The sequence below is a fragment of the Streptomyces xanthochromogenes genome (assembly GCF_014650455.1).
Lineage (GTDB): Bacteria > Actinomycetota > Actinomycetes > Streptomycetales > Streptomycetaceae > Streptomyces > Streptomyces xanthochromogenes.
Map to the genome: position 1 here is coordinate 323,101 of NZ_BMUZ01000001.1, position 14,289 is coordinate 337,389.

Genomic DNA, 14,289 nt, shown 5'->3' on the forward strand with positions numbered 1-14,289 from the left:
CGGGAAAATGCGGCCCACCGGTATTTACTGGCCGGTAAGGCGTGTTGGGAATAGGTAGAACAAGACAAGTGCTCAACTTTTCCGGGGCCCGAGGGCTCCCGGACCGGAACAGCGGGAGGTTCACCGACATGAACGACAGCGAGTACCGCACCGAGCACGACTCGATGGGCGAGGTACGGGTGCCCGTGCACGCCAAGTGGCGGGCGCAGACGCAGCGGGCGGTGGAGAACTTCCCCGTCTCGGGGCAGCGTCTGGAGCGCGCCCACATCGAGGCGCTGGCCCGGGTCAAGGCGGCCGCCGCGAAGGTCAACGCCGAGCTCGGAGTACTCGACAAGGACATCGCGGGCGCGGTCGAGGAGGCGGCCGGCGAGGTCGCCGAGGGCCGCTGGGACGACCACTTTCCGGTCGACGTCTTCCAGACCGGATCGGGCACCTCGTCCAACATGAACATGAACGAGGTCGTGGCGACGCTCGCCACCGAGAAGCTGGGCCGCGACGTCCACCCCAACGACCATGTGAACGCCTCGCAGTCCTCCAACGACGTCTTCCCCTCCTCCATCCACATCGCGGCGACGGCCGCCGTCACGGGCGACCTGATCCCCGCCCTCGACCACCTGGCGACCTCCCTTGAGCGCAAGTCGGCCGAGTTCGCGGACGTGGTCAAGTCGGGGCGTACGCACCTGATGGACGCGACCCCGGTCACCCTCGGCCAGGAGTTCGGCGGGTACGCGGCGCAGGTCCGCTACGGCATCGAGCGGCTGCGCTCCTCACTGCCCCGCCTGGCCGAACTCCCCTTGGGCGGCACGGCGGTCGGCACCGGCATCAACACCCCGCACGGCTTCTCGGCGGCCGTGATCGCCGAGGTGGCCCGGGTCACCGGACTGCCGCTCACCGAGGCCCGGGACCACTTCGAGGCGCAGGGCGCGCGCGACGGCCTGGTGGAGACGAGCGGGCAGCTGCGCACCATCGCGGTGTCGCTCACCAAGATCTCCAACGACCTGCGCTGGATGGCCTCGGGGCCGCGCACAGGATTGGCCGAGATCAGTCTTCCCGACCTCCAGCCGGGCTCGTCGATCATGCCCGGGAAGGTCAATCCGGTCATTCCGGAGGCCGTCCTCATGGTCGCGGCCCAGGTGATCGGCAACGACGCGACGGTGGCGACGGCCGGCGCGGCGGGCAACTTCGAGCTCAACGTGATGCTGCCGGTGATCGCCAAGAACCTCCTGGAGTCGGTCCGGCTGCTCACCAACGTCTCCCGGCTGCTGGCCGACCGGACCGTCGACGGCATCACCGCGAACGTGGAGCGGGCCCGCGAGTACGCCGAGTCCTCGCCGTCGGTGGTCACCCCGCTCAACAAGTACATCGGGTACGAGGAGGCCGCCAAGGTCGCCAAGAAGTCCCTCGCGGAGCGGAAGACCATCCGCGAGGTGGTCCTCGAATCGGGCTACGTCGAGCGCGGGGACCTGACGGTCGAGCAGCTGGACGCGGCCCTCGACGTCCTCGGAATGACCCGCCCCTGAACACCGGGTGATCCGAATCGCAGCGTGGCCGGGCCCGGACTCCGTAATATCTGCACATGACAGGTACAGGAGGCGGCACCCCACACTGGGCGCCGGGGGACCAGATCCTCTGGCGCTATCGCGATCATGCCCCAGGCCTGGGGAGCGGCGGCAGAGCGCCGGTCCACATCTGTCGCCCGGTGACGGTCGTCGAGGACACCGACGAGCTGCTCGCCGTCTGGATGGCGCCGCACACCGAGTGCGTACGCCCGGTGCTCACCGACGGCCGTCCCCTGTACCAGGAACCGCTGGCCACCCGGTACACCGCCCCGCGCACCACGGAGCGCTCGCGGTGGTTCGGCAGCGGTGTGCTCAAGCTGGCGCGCCCCGGTGAGCCCTGGTCGGTGTGGCTTTTCTGGGAACGGGGCTGGCGTTTCAAGAACTGGTACGTGAACCTGGAGGAGCCGCGCGCACGCTGGGCGGGCGGCATCGACTCCACGGACCACTTCCTCGACATCTCCGTCTCCCCGGACCGCAGTTGGCGGTGGCTCGACGAGGACGAGTTCGCCCAGGCCCAGCGGGTGGGTCTAATGGACGACGAGCAGGCGGGGCGGGTGCGGGCGGCCGGGCACGCCGCGGTCGAGGTGATCACCGCGTGGGGGCGGCCGTTCTCGGACGGCTGGGAGGCATGGCGGCCGGACCCGCGCTGGCCCGTACCCGCACTCCCGGCGGACTGGGATCGCACCCCGGCGCACATGACGTCGTGAGACCCTTGATACGCCCCCCGGGTTCAAACGTAGGATCGTCCTCCGCAGGGCCGCGCAGGGACCACAGGGGTCGATCGGCGCACCCGGTGCGAGAATTGACCGTATGTCACCACAGGGGGGTGGAGCATGCTCGGTGTCACTGCCGCCCGGACGGGGCCTCCCCCGCACCTCAAGAAGTTGGGGGAGGGTATACGGCGTGAAGCGAAGGCATCACGCATCCTTACCCTGTCGCTGCCACTGCCGCCGCTCGTGGCAGGGTGGACGCCTCATCCCGGACGGACGGAACCCGACGCGTGACGGAGCCCCAGCCCACCTCGCACGAGAGCCGGCACAAGGAACGCGCCCGGCCCTCCGAGCAGACCCTTCCGCACGCTCTTGAGGAGCAGGGGAGGCCCCATGCCGACACCCCGGCCGCACCGGAACCGGGCGGCCCGTCCCGGCGCCCCCCGCTGGGCGCCCGAGCCGACCGGAGCGGCGGCGTGAGCGCGGCCGTGCCGGGCCAGCCGGAGCGGGCGGGCCGCGACACCGCGGCCGCGGCCGCCGTGCCCTCGGTGGGCGTGGGCGGCGAGATCGGCCCGACGGCCACGGAACCGGGCGAGGGCGCCGCCGCGGTGGCCCGGCGCGAGGGCGACCGGCTGCGCTTCGTGGGCGCCGCGACCCGCCGGATCGCCCGCGGCATAGACCTCGACGAGATCGTGCTCGGCCTGTGCCGGGCCACCGTGCCGACGTTCTCCGACGCCATCCTGGTCCATCTGCGCGACCCGCTGCCGGTCGGCGACGAGCGCCCGGCCACCCCGTTCGTACTGCGCCTGCGCCGCACCGACCGGCTGCGTTTAGTCGACGAGGCGCTGAGCGAGAGCGCGGAGGCCGAGGGCCTCACCGTGCTCGGCGGCCCCGGCCCCGACCTCACCCCCGCGTCCGAGCTGTGCGAAGTGCGCACCGGCGGCGAGCTGAACGAGGTGCTGCGCGGGGTGCGCCCGGTCTTCGCGGAGTCCCCCGCCGCCCGCGCGGCGCTGGCCGAGCTGCTCGGCCCCGACCGTACGGTGCCCGGCGGGCGACGGGCGATACTCGCCCCGCTGCGCGGCCGGCGGCGGGTGATCGGCGCCGCCGTCTTCGTACGCGGCCCCGAACGGCCCGCCTTCGAGGCCAACGACCTGCTGGTGGCGGCCCAGTTGGCGACCCACACCGCGCTCGGCATCGACAAGGCCGTCCTGTACGGACGCGAGGCGTACATCGCCGACGAGCTCCAGCGCACCATGCTGCCCGACAGCCTCCCGCAGCCCACCGGGGTGCGGCTCGCCTCGCGCTATCTGCCGGCGGCCGAGACCGCCCGGGTCGGCGGGGACTGGTACGACGCGATCCCGCTGCCCGGCAGCCGGGTCGCCCTGGTCGTCGGCGACGTCATGGGCCACTCCATGACCTCCGCCGCGATCATGGGCCAACTCCGCACCACCGCACAGACGTTGGCGGGTCTCGACCTGCCGCCCGCCGAGGTGCTGCACCACCTCGACGAGCAGGCCCAGCGGCTCGGCACCGACCGCATGGCGACCTGCCTGTACGCGGTGTACGACCCGGTCGCGCACCGCATCACCATCGCCAACGCCGGCCATCCACCACCGGTGCTGCTGCACCTCGGCGGCCGCGCCGAGGTCCTGCGGGTGCCGCCGGGCGCCCCGATCGGGGTCGGCGGGGTCGACTTCGAGGCGGTCGAGCTGGACGCCCCGGCGGGCGCCACCCTGCTCCTGTACACCGACGGCCTGGTCGAGTCCCGGCTGCGCGACGTGTGGACCGGCATCGAGCAGTTGCGTGAACGGCTCGCCGCCACCGCCCAGTTGACCGGCCCGGACCACTCGCCGCCGCTTGAGGCGCTCTGCGACGACGTGCTCGACATGCTCGGCCCCGGCGACCGCGACGACGACATCGCGCTGCTCGCCGCCCGCTTCGACGGGATCGCGCCGAGCGATGTGGCGTACTGGTTCCTCGACCCGGAGGAGACCGCCCCCGGCCGGGCCCGGCGCCTCGCCCGCAGGGCCCTGGAGCGCTGGGGCCTCGAAGAGCTGACCGACTCGGTGGAGCTCCTGGTCAGCGAGGTCGTCACCAATGCCGTGCGCTATGCCGAGCGGCCCGTCACGCTGCGCCTCCTCAAGACCGACGTACTGCGCTGCGAGGTGGGCGACGACTCGCCGCAGCTCCCGCGCCAGCGCCGGGCCCGCGAGACCGACGAGGGCGGGCGCGGCCTCTTCCTCGTCAACCGTCTCGCCCGGCGCTGGGGCGCGACCCGGCTCTCCGGCGGCAAGGTGGTCTGGTTCGAGCTGCCGACGCGGGGCTGACCCCGGACAGCCTCCGACACGGCCGACGGCCCCCACCCCCGAGCGGGGGTGGGGGCCGTCGGCCGTTCCGGTCGCGTCAGTTGCCCGCGTTGGGCACGAGCGGGTCGTCCGGCGGGCTCGCGCCGCCGGAGTTGCTCGATGTCGGCGTGGGCGGCTTCGGCTTGTGCGAGGTCGTATTGCTCGGCGAGCCGGTGGGGTCCGTCGACTTGGACGGGGTGCCCGACGGCGACTTGGACGGCGTGTTCGAGGGGGTCTTGGACGGCGTGTTCGACGGCGTCTTGGAGGGCGTGTTCGACGGCGACTTGGACGGCGTGTACACCGGCTCCTTGGCCGCGCCCTGGTCGGTCTCCAGGTCGAACTTGCCGGCGCCGTCCTTGGCCGCGTCGAAGGTGTAACCGGCCCAGATGCGGGCGGGGATGGAGCCACCGTTGACGCGTCCCACCTCACCGGCGCCGTTGGTCATCGTGACCTGGCCGCCCGTGGGGATGTGCACGTCCTTGCCGTCGACCTGCACCGTGCGCGGGCTGGCTGCCTCGCCCCACATACCGACCGAGGTGACCAGGTCCGGCGTGTAGCCGGTGAACCAGGCCGACTTGTTGTCGTCGGAGGTACCGGTCTTGCCCGCGACCTGCTTGCCGTTGCGGTTGTCCGCGGCGGCCACCGAGTCATGGGCCGTACCGTCGTCGACCACGCCGGTGAGCACCGAGGTGACCGAGTCCGCCGCGTCCCGGCTGATGACCTGGCTGCCGATGGGGTCGGGCTTGTTGTACTTGTGGTCCTTGTTCTCGGCGGACTTCACGATCGACGGCGTGACTTCCTTGCCGTGGTTGTCGAGCGTGGCGTACACCGCGGCCATCTGGAGCGGGCTGGAACCGTAGGAGCCGAGCGTCATGGAGGGCACGGGGTTGAGGCCTTCGATGGACTTCATGCCCATGGCCACGGCCGTGTCCCGCACCTTGTCGAGGTGGGCGTCCACGCCCATCTGCGCGAAGACGGAGTTGACGGACTTGTTCATCGCGTCCTGGACGCTGATGGGGCCGTAGTCCCGGTGGTCCTCGTTCGGCGGGGCGAAGGCGATGCTGCTCCCCTTGACCGGCCGGCTGCTGTCGCCGTCGTAGACGGTGTCGGCGGTGATCGGCTTGCCGTCCTGCGTCTGGGCGCCCTGGTTGAAGGCGGACGCGAGGATGACCGGCTTGAAGGTCGAGGCGGGCTGGTAGGTCGTGTTGCTCGCGTTGCTCAGCTGGTGCTTGAGGTAGTCCTGGCCGCCGTAGAGGGCGACCACCGAGCCGGTCTTCGGGTCCACCGAGGCCGCGCCGGCCTGGAGGTCCGCGTCGACCTTGCGCTTCTTCGGGTCGAGCTTGCTGGTCAGCTGCTCCTTGACCGCGCCCTCCAGAAGCTTCTGCTTGGCCGGGTCGATGTTGAGCGTGATCGTCCAGCCGCCGCGGGCCAGCAGGGCCTCGTCCACCCCGTTGCGGATCAGTTCCTTCTTCGCGGCGTCGACCAGGTAGCCGGTCTGCCCCTGCATCCCGGGGTCGGCCTTGGCGTCGTGGGGCGGCTCGAACTTGATCTTCTGCCGCTCTTCCGGCGTCAGCTTCTTCATCTCGACCATGTTGTCGAGGGCCTTGTTCCAGCGGCCCTCGACCAGGGCCTTGCCCGTCTTGCCGGCGACCTGCCAGTCGTACTGACTGGGTGCCTGGAGCAGCGCCGCGAGGTAGGTGCCCTCCGACAGGTTCAGCTTGGAGACGTCCTTGCCGTAGTAGGCCTGGGCGGCAGCCTGGATGCCGTAGGCGTTGCGGCCGTAGTAGCTGGTGTTCATGTACCCGGCGAGGATGGTGTCCTTGCTGTAGCGCTGGTCCACCTTGAGGGAGATCACGATCTCCTTCAGCTTGCGGGTGACCGTCTGCTCCTGCGTCAGGTAGTTGTTCTTGACGTACTGCTGGGTGATCGTCGAGCCGCCCTGGGCGCCCTTGCCCATCAGGGTCTTGATGATGCCGCGGGCGGTGCCCTTGAAGTCGACGCCCTTGTCGTCGTAGAAGGTCTTGTTCTCCAGGGCGACGAAGCTCTGCTGGATCGGCAGCGGCACGTTTTTGAGCTCCACCGTCTCGCGGTTGACCTTCCCGGAGCGGGCGAGCACCTGGCCGTTGGAGAGCTTGTAGACGTTGCTCTCCAGCTGGGCCTCGTCATTGCCCGTCGGGATCGGCACCATCAGGTAGATGACGTAGAACGCGCCCATCGCGAGGAGGCAGAGCCCGAAGAACGTGCCGAGCATCTTCTTCCAGGTGAAGAACCGGCGTATGCCCTTCTTCTTCACCTTCTGCTTGCCCCGGCGCGCCCCGCCCTGCCGGGCGCGCCGCTCTTCCGCTCGGCCCATAACCTCAGTCGCTCGCCTTCATATGACTCACCAGACTCGCCAGATCAGCTCAGAAAACTAACACCGCACGTATGGACAAAGCGGATTCGATCACGTCTTTTCCGTACGTGAGAATCAGCACCTGCCCCATGGGAACCGACGATCGAATCGCCCCAAGGGTTGCGAGGGTCTTCGATGCCGCCCCGATTTGCCCCGTAATCGGGAGATCGCAGGGCGCTATGCACCCCGGGTATACATGGCAGGTATACCTAGTGCGTATAGTCATCTCCCATGAAGCGACGCCTCCACGATCTCGGCCTCGGCATCCGGTTCGCCCTCGGCGGCGGACGGGAGGGCTGGGCCCGCACCCTGCTCACCGCGGTCGGGGTCGGCCTCGGCGTGGCCCTGCTCCTGGGCGCGGCCTCGGTGCCGCATCTCGTGGACCGGCGGGCCGACCGCATCCACGACCGGCAGCCGTTCTCGGCGGGCTCGGAGAAGAACACCGGGGAGGTCCGGGCCTCCCTGCTGTACGCGGGCGCCGACACCGAGTACCGGGACGACACCATCGGCGGCAAGCTGCTGCGTCCCGCCAACGCCGACCCCGTACTGCCGCCGGGCCTGACCTCCATACCGGCCCCCGGCACCATGGCCGTCTCGCCCGCGCTGCGCGAACTGCTCGACTCCCCCGAGGGCCAACTCCTGCGCCAGCGGCTGCCGTACGAGATCACCGCGACCATCGGCGACGCCGGTCTCGTCGAACCCTCGGAGCTCTACTACTACGCGGGCAGCTCCTCGCTCTCCCCCGACAGCGGCGCCTCCAGCGCGGCCGGCTTCGGCAACATCGGCGAGGTGCAGCCGCTCGATCCGATGCTGGTCGTGCTCGTGATCCTGATCTGCGTCGTGCTCCTGATGCCCGTCGCCATCTTCATCGCCACCGCCGTACGGTTCGGCGGCGAGCGGCGCGACCGCCGGCTCGCGGCGCTGCGCCTGGTCGGCGCCGATGCCCGCGGCACCCGCTGGATGGCCGGCGGCGAGGCCCTGGCCGGAGCCGTGCTCGGGCTCGCCGTCGGCACCCTGCTCTTCCTCGGCGGCGCCCAACTCATCGGCCCCGTCGGCCTGTGGAGCTTCGGCTTCTTCCCCGGCGACCTGCGGCCGCTGCCCTGGCTCGCCCTGCTCGTCGCCGTGGCCGTACCTGCCTTGGCGGTGGTGGTAACCCTGGGCGCGCTGCGCTCGGTGGTCATCGAACCCCTCGGCGTCGTGCGGGGCGGCCGCGCCCGGCGCCGCAGGCTGTGGTGGCGGATAGCGCTGCCGGCCCTCGGCGTGGCGCTGCTCCTGCTGTCCCAGAGCCCCGACGCGACCTCGGGTCCGCTCTCCGCGATGTCCTCGGGTCTCGGCCTGCCGCTGTACGAATACCTCGCCCCCATCTGCATCGCCGCGGGCGCCTCCTTCGTCCTCGTCGGGCTCATCGCCCTGCTGCCGTGGCTGGTGGAGGCGGTGGTGGGCCGGCTGCACGGCGGCTCGCCCGCCTGGCAACTGGCCGTGCGCAGGCTCCAGTTGAGCAGCGGACCGGCGGCACGTGCGGTCGGCGGGATCACCGTGGCGGTCGCGGGGTCGGTGGCGCTACAGATGTACTCGGTCGGCATTCACGACGACTTCACCAAGGTGACGGGCGCCGACGCGAGCCGCGCCCAGTACACCGTCCAGGCCGACTACCCGGACGCGAAGCTCGCCGAGCGCATGATCGGCGCCTTCCGCGAGACACCCGGCGTGGGAAAGGTGGTCGGCACCGTCACCAGCTATGTGACGATGCCGGGACCCGTCGCGTCCGAGGACGTCCGGCCCATCACGGAGCTGACCCTGGGCGACTGCGCGACCCTGCGCGAACTGGCCCGCGTCGACTCCTGCAAGGACGGCGACACCTTCGTGGTGCACCCCTCCGACGACCGGGACAAGGCCGCCTGGGTGGACCGCACGGCGCGGCCGGGCGAGCCGATCGACACCGCCGCGGGCGAGCCCGGCGTCCCGCCGACGCTGTGGACGCTGCCCGCCTCGGCCCATACCGTCACCGCCCGCCCGGACCCCACGGGCGCCGAGCACGACGGCATCTTCGCCACCCCGGGGGCGATCGACGCCTCGCTCCTGGGCTCGACGGCCCGCACCTCCGCCATGCTCACCGTGGACCAGCGGGTGCCGGACGCGGCCGAGCACATCCGCAACACCGCGGCCCGGGTCTCCCCGCTGCTCGGCGTCCGGACCGTACGCACCCTGGAGCGCGACCAGCAGTACGCCGGTATCCGGACCGGGCTCCAGGCCGCGGGGCTCGCCACGCTCGGCCTGATCGCCGCGTCCATGCTGGTCTCCCAGCTGGAGCAACTGCGCGAGCGCAGGCGCCTGTTGGCGGCCCTGCTGGCCTTCGGCACCAAGCGCGCGACGCTCGCGGGCTCGGTCCTGTGGCAGACCGCGGTCCCGGTGGTGCTCGGCATCGGCCTGGCGGTCGCGGGCGGGCTCGCGCTCGGCGCCCTGATGCTGCGGATCATCGGCAAGACCGTCACCGACTGGTGGCTCTTCCTGCCGCTGGCCGGGGCGGGTGCCGCGGTGATCCTCGCGGTCACCCTGCTGAGCCTGCCGGCCCTGTGGCGCCTGATGCGCCCCGACGGGCTGCGCACCGAATGACCCGTCAGAACTTCCTTGCTCATTACGGCAGTTGAGAAGAGAGGAACTCTCCATGTCCATCGGCCACACCCTCCTCGGGCTCCTCGAATCGGGCCCACGCCACGGGTACGACCTGAAGCGCGCCTTCGACGAGAAGTTCGGGCACGACCGCCCCCTGCACTACGGGCAGGTCTACTCGACGATGTCCCGGCTCCTGAAGAACGGCCTCGTCGAGGTCGACGGCGTGGAGGCGGGCGGCGGGCCCGAGCGCAAGCGGTACGCCATCACCGAGGCCGGCGTCACCGACGTCGAGACATGGATCAGGCAGCCGGAGAAGCCCGAGCCCTACCTCCAGTCGACCCTCTACACCAAGGTCGTCCTCGCCCTGCTCACCGGCCGCGACGCGGGTGACGTCCTGGACACCCAGCGCGCCGAGCACCTGCGCCTGATGCGGGTGCTCACCGACCGCAAGCGGCACGGCGACCTCAGCGACCAGCTGATCTGCGACCACGCCCTGTTCCACCTGGAGGCCGATCTGCGGTGGCTCGAACTGACCGCCGCCCGCCTCGTCCAGCTCGCCTCGGAGGTACGCAAATGACGCCCGCCGGCTCCCTGCTCGTCGCCCAGGACCTGCACAAGTCCTACGGCCCCACCCCCGCCCTCGACGGCGCCGGGTTCTCCATCCACCCCGGCGAGGTCGTCGCGGTGATGGGCCCGTCCGGCTCCGGCAAGTCGACGCTCCTGCACTGCCTCGCCGGGATCGTCACCCCGGACTCCGGCACGATCCGCTACGACGGCCGCGAGCTGTCCGCGATGTCGGACGCCGAGCGCAGCGCGCTGCGCCGCACCGAGTTCGGCTTCGTCTTCCAGTTCGGCCAGCTGGTACCCGAGTTGACGTGCGTGGAGAACGTGGCGCTGCCGCTGCGCCTGACCGGCGTCAAGCGCAAGGAGGCCGAGCGCAGGTCCCTGGAGTGGATGGAGCGCCTGGAGGTCGCCGACCTCGGGCACAAGCGGCCCGGCGAGGTCTCCGGCGGTCAGGGCCAGCGGGTGGCCGTGGCCCGCTCGCTCGTGACCCAGCCCCGGGTGATCTTCGCCGACGAGCCGACCGGCGCCCTGGACTCCCTCAACGGCGAGCGCGTCATGCAGCTCCTCACCGAGGCGGCCCGCTCCACCAACGCGGCCGTCGTCCTGGTCACCCACGAGGCGCGGGTCGCCGCCTACTCGGACCGCGAGATCGTCGTACGTGACGGAAAGTCCCGCGACATGATGCTGGAGCACTCCGTATGAGCCTGCTCCGCGACCTCGCGCTCGGCGCCCGGTTCGCCCTGGCGGGAGGCCGCGAGGGCTGGACGCGCACCCTGCTCACCGCGGTCGGCGTGGGGCTCGGCGTCGCCCTGCTGCTCGGCACCACCGCGCTGCCCGGCGCCCTCAACGCCCGCAACGCCCGCGACAACGCCCGTAACGACTACGGGGCTTCGGTCGACGGCGGCCCCGCGGTGGACACCCTCCTGATCGGCCGCGCCGACACCCAGTTCCAGGGCTCGGACGTGCGGGGCCGGCTGCTCCAGCCCGAGGGCGCGAAGGCCCCGCTGCCGCCGGGCGTCTCGGCGCTCCCGGCGCCCGGCACCATGGTGGCCTCGCCCGCCCTGCGCGATCTGCTCGCCTCGCCCGAGGGCAAGCTGCTGCGCGACCGCCTCCCGTACCGGATCACCTCGACCATCGCCGGCCGGGGTCTGATGGGCCCGCACGAACTCGCCTACTACGCGGGCAGTGACGCCCTCAAGCACCGCAAGGACGTGACGAACGACCGCGCCGAGGTGCTGCGGGTCAACAAGTTCGTCAACCCGTCGCCCGGGGAGAAGATCGACCCGGTCCTCGCGCTGCTCATCGTGATCATCTTCGTGGTGCTGCTCATGCCGGTCGGTGTGTTCATCGCGGCCGCCGTACGCTTCGGCGGCGACCGGCGCGACCGGAGGCTCGCGGCGCTGCGCCTGGCGGGCGCGGACCGGCGGATGACCCGGTGGATGGCGGCCGGTGAGGCACTGGCCGGAGCCGTGGTCGGTGTCGTGGTCGGCGCCCTGTTCTTCGTGATCGGCCGCCAGTACGTGGGTGACATCACGATCGCGGGACTCAACGTGTTCCCCGCCGACCTCGACCCGAACCCGTTGCTCGCGGTGGGCGTGGCCCTCGCGGTGCCCGCCTCGGCGGTCGCGGTGACCCTGTTCGCGATGCGCTCGGTGGTCGTCGAACCCCTCGGCGTGGTGCGCACCTCGGTGCCGCGCAGGCGGCGGATGTGGTGGCGGGTGCTGCCGCCGCTGGCCGGGCTCGGCCTGCTCGTGCCGCTGATGGGCCGCGGCCGTGACCGGGGGACCTTCAACCAGGTCCAGGTGATCGGCGGCACGGTCCTGCTGCTCATCGGCGTGACGGCGCTGCTCCCCTGGCTGGTGGAAGCGGTCGTGCGCAGGCTCGGCGGCGGTCCGGTGGGCTGGCAACTGGCCGTCCGCAGGCTCCAGTTGACGTCCGGTTCGGCCGCCCGCATGGTTAACGGCATCGCGGTCGCGGTGGCCGGGGCGATCGCGCTGCAGATGCTCTTCGGTGCCGTCGAGGGCGACTACGTGAAGGCGAGCGGCGAGGACACCAGCCGGGCCCAGCTGATGGTGCCGCTCGGCGACTCCTCACCGGACCGGCAGGCCCAGGAGGTCAGCGCGCTCAAGGACGTCGCCGGCGTGACCACCGTGGCGGCCCTCGGCTCGCTGGACGCCGGCGAGAAGGCCAAGGAACCTCAGCACTACCTGCCCGTCACGGTCGGCACCTGCACGGACCTGGGCCAGGCCGCGACCCTGCCGTCCTGCAAGGACGGTGACGTCTTCATCGCGACCGGCGGCGCATGGAATCCCGAGCTCGCCACGCCCCCGGGCAGCACGCTCTACCTCGACCCGGTCAATGGCGGCTCCGTCACGCAGGGTGCGGCGGTCCGCTGGACCGTCCCGGCCAACACCCGCGAGGCCGTCTCCCGCCCCGACCCCATGGGCCAGCGGCGTCCCGGCCTCATGGTCACCCCGGGCGCGCTCCCGCGGGGTGCGAAGCTGCCGATCCACTCGACGGTGTTCGTCTCGACCGCTCCGGGCGACACCACCGCCAAGGAGCGGGTGCTGAACCTGGCCGCCAGGGCCGACCCGCTCACCTCGGCGCGCTCCCTGAACGACGTCCAGACCTCCAACCGGTTCGCCGGGGTCCGCAAGGGCCTCTACATCGGGGCCGCGGCGGTCCTGATGCTGATCGGCGCGAGCCTGTTGGTGTCGATGCTGGAGCAGCTGCGCGAGCGCAAGAAGCTCCTGTCGGCGCTGGTCGCCTTCGGCACCCGGCGCACCACCTTGAGCTGGTCCGTCCTGTGCCAGACCGCCGTGCCGGTCGCGCTCGGGCTCGCGCTCGCGTCGCTGGTGGGCCTCGGGCTCGGCTCGGTGCTGCTGCGGATGGTGGGCCGCTCGGTGACCGTCGACTGGGTCCCGGCGGTGTCGATGGTCGGCATCGGCGCGGGTGTCGTGCTGCTCGTCACGGCCTTGTCGCTGCCGCCGCTGTGGCGGCTGATGCGGCCGGAGGGCCTGCGTACGGAGTGATGTCTGGGCGCCCGAACTCCCTTGCACCTGCCGGGAGTTCGGGCGTGGGACTCAGCTCGACACCCGTACCGGAAGGTCGCGCAGCGCCGCGCGCAGGGCGTCCGCGAACTCCTCGAACTCGCCCTGGCGAGCGGCACCCGTCCGCATCGCCAGGGCGATCGTGCGCGAGGGGGCCGGCTCCGCGAAGTACCCGGTGACCAGGCGGTCGTTGCGTCCCGTCTCGATCTCGACGGCGGTACGCGGCAGCAGCGTCACGCCGAGCCCGCCCGCCACCAGCTGGACCAGGGTGGACAGGCCCGCCGCGGTCGTCGTCACCGGCGCGCCGTCCGCGCGTCCGGCCTCCCGGCAGATGTCGAGGGCCTGGTCGCGCAGGCAGTGCCCCTCGTCGAGGAGCAGCAGCGGCAGCTCGCGCAGCGCCTCGCGCGGGATGCCGGCGCGCCCGCCGAGCCAGTGGTCCTGCGGGGTGACGAGCACGAAGTCCTCGTCGAACAGGGGGAGTTCGCTGAGGCCGGGCACACCGAGCGGCACGGCGAGCAGCAGCAGGTCGAGGCGCCCGGCGGCGAGGCCCTCGATCAGCGAGGAGGTCTGCTCCTCGTGGACCTGGAGGTCGAGCTCGGGGTAGCGCTCGTGGACCAGGCGCAGCACGGCGGGCAGCAGATAGGGCGCCACGGTCGGGATCACGCCGAGCCGGAGCACCCCGGTGAACGGCGCCCGTACCGCCTCGGCCTCCTCCATCAGGCCGCTCACCGCGTCGAGCACCGTCTTGGCCCGCACCGCGAGCCGCTCCCCCGCCGGCGAGAGCAGCACCTTGCGGGTCGTGCGCTCCAGGAGCTGGACGCCGAGCGCGTCCTCCAGGGCCGAGACCGCACCGGACAGGGCGGGCTGGCTCATGCCGATGGCCGCCGCCGCGTCCCGGAAGTGCAGATGCTCCGCGACGGCCGCGAACGCACGCAACTGCGCCAGGCTGGGCTGCTTGCCCCGGTTGCTCATGCCCCTATTACTGATGGCCACTGATAGGCACCTCCGATCACGCTGACCCAGTCTAGCTATTTCACTGATCAATACTCCCTGTGC

General features: G+C 71.6%; 9 protein-coding genes. 7 read left to right on the plus strand and 2 right to left on the minus strand.

Features of this window, described 5'->3' with window-relative positions; genetic code table 11:
- Positions 1-128 precede the first annotated feature (128 nt).
- The 3 genes from IE267_RS01425 to IE267_RS01435 all read left to right on the plus strand — a co-directional run bounded on the left by IE267_RS01425 (position 129) and on the right by IE267_RS01435 (position 4,596).
- Entirely contained in the window at positions 129-1,520 is a 1,392-nt protein-coding gene (locus tag IE267_RS01425; RefSeq protein WP_189761918.1) for a class II fumarate hydratase, read from the plus strand.
- Between the two features lie 56 nt (positions 1,521-1,576).
- Positions 1,577-2,266: a cytidylyl-2-hydroxypropylphosphonate hydrolase gene (gene fomD / locus IE267_RS01430; protein WP_189761919.1), complete on the plus strand. Its 690-nt coding sequence runs from the start codon at positions 1,577-1,579 to the stop codon at positions 2,264-2,266.
- 293 nt (positions 2,267-2,559) lie between these two features.
- On the plus strand, positions 2,560-4,596 hold the full coding sequence (locus IE267_RS01435; protein WP_167157289.1) for an ATP-binding SpoIIE family protein phosphatase: 2,037 nt from the start codon (positions 2,560-2,562) through the stop codon (positions 4,594-4,596).
- A gap of 76 nt (positions 4,597-4,672) precedes the next feature.
- Here IE267_RS01435 and IE267_RS01440 read toward each other — a convergent pair whose 3' ends face one another.
- Positions 4,673-6,967 (minus strand): transglycosylase domain-containing protein, encoded by a 2,295-nt coding sequence (locus IE267_RS01440; protein ID WP_189761920.1) that lies wholly within the window; start codon positions 6,965-6,967, stop codon positions 4,673-4,675.
- Positions 6,968-7,237: 270 nt separating this feature from the next.
- On the opposite strand from IE267_RS01440, the gene IE267_RS01445 reads away from it, so the two are divergent.
- Genes IE267_RS01445 through IE267_RS01460 form a run of 4 tightly spaced genes read left to right on the plus strand, consistent with a single transcriptional unit; the run spans position 7,238 to position 13,215 of the window.
- The gene (locus tag IE267_RS01445; RefSeq protein WP_189761921.1) at positions 7,238-9,619 is read left to right on the plus strand and encodes an FtsX-like permease family protein; all 2,382 of its coding nucleotides are present in this window, start codon (positions 7,238-7,240) and stop codon (positions 9,617-9,619) included.
- Positions 9,620-9,671: 52 nt separating this feature from the next.
- Positions 9,672-10,196 (plus strand): PadR family transcriptional regulator, encoded by a 525-nt coding sequence (locus IE267_RS01450; protein WP_167157295.1) that lies wholly within the window; start codon positions 9,672-9,674, stop codon positions 10,194-10,196.
- A complete protein-coding gene (locus tag IE267_RS01455; protein WP_161251183.1) occupies positions 10,193-10,885 on the plus strand; it encodes an ABC transporter ATP-binding protein in 693 nt (230 codons plus the stop codon). Before IE267_RS01450 ends, IE267_RS01455 begins: the two co-directional genes overlap by 4 nt.
- A complete protein-coding gene (locus IE267_RS01460) occupies positions 10,882-13,215 on the plus strand; it encodes an ABC transporter permease (protein ID WP_189761922.1) in 2,334 nt (777 codons plus the stop codon). The genes IE267_RS01455 and IE267_RS01460 overlap by 4 nt, the downstream gene beginning before the upstream one ends.
- Before the next feature lie 51 nt (positions 13,216-13,266).
- Here IE267_RS01460 and IE267_RS01465 read toward each other — a convergent pair whose 3' ends face one another.
- The gene (locus IE267_RS01465) at positions 13,267-14,205 is read right to left on the minus strand and encodes a LysR substrate-binding domain-containing protein (protein ID WP_167157299.1); all 939 of its coding nucleotides are present in this window, start codon (positions 14,203-14,205) and stop codon (positions 13,267-13,269) included.
- Between the last annotated feature and the right edge of the window lie 84 nt (positions 14,206-14,289).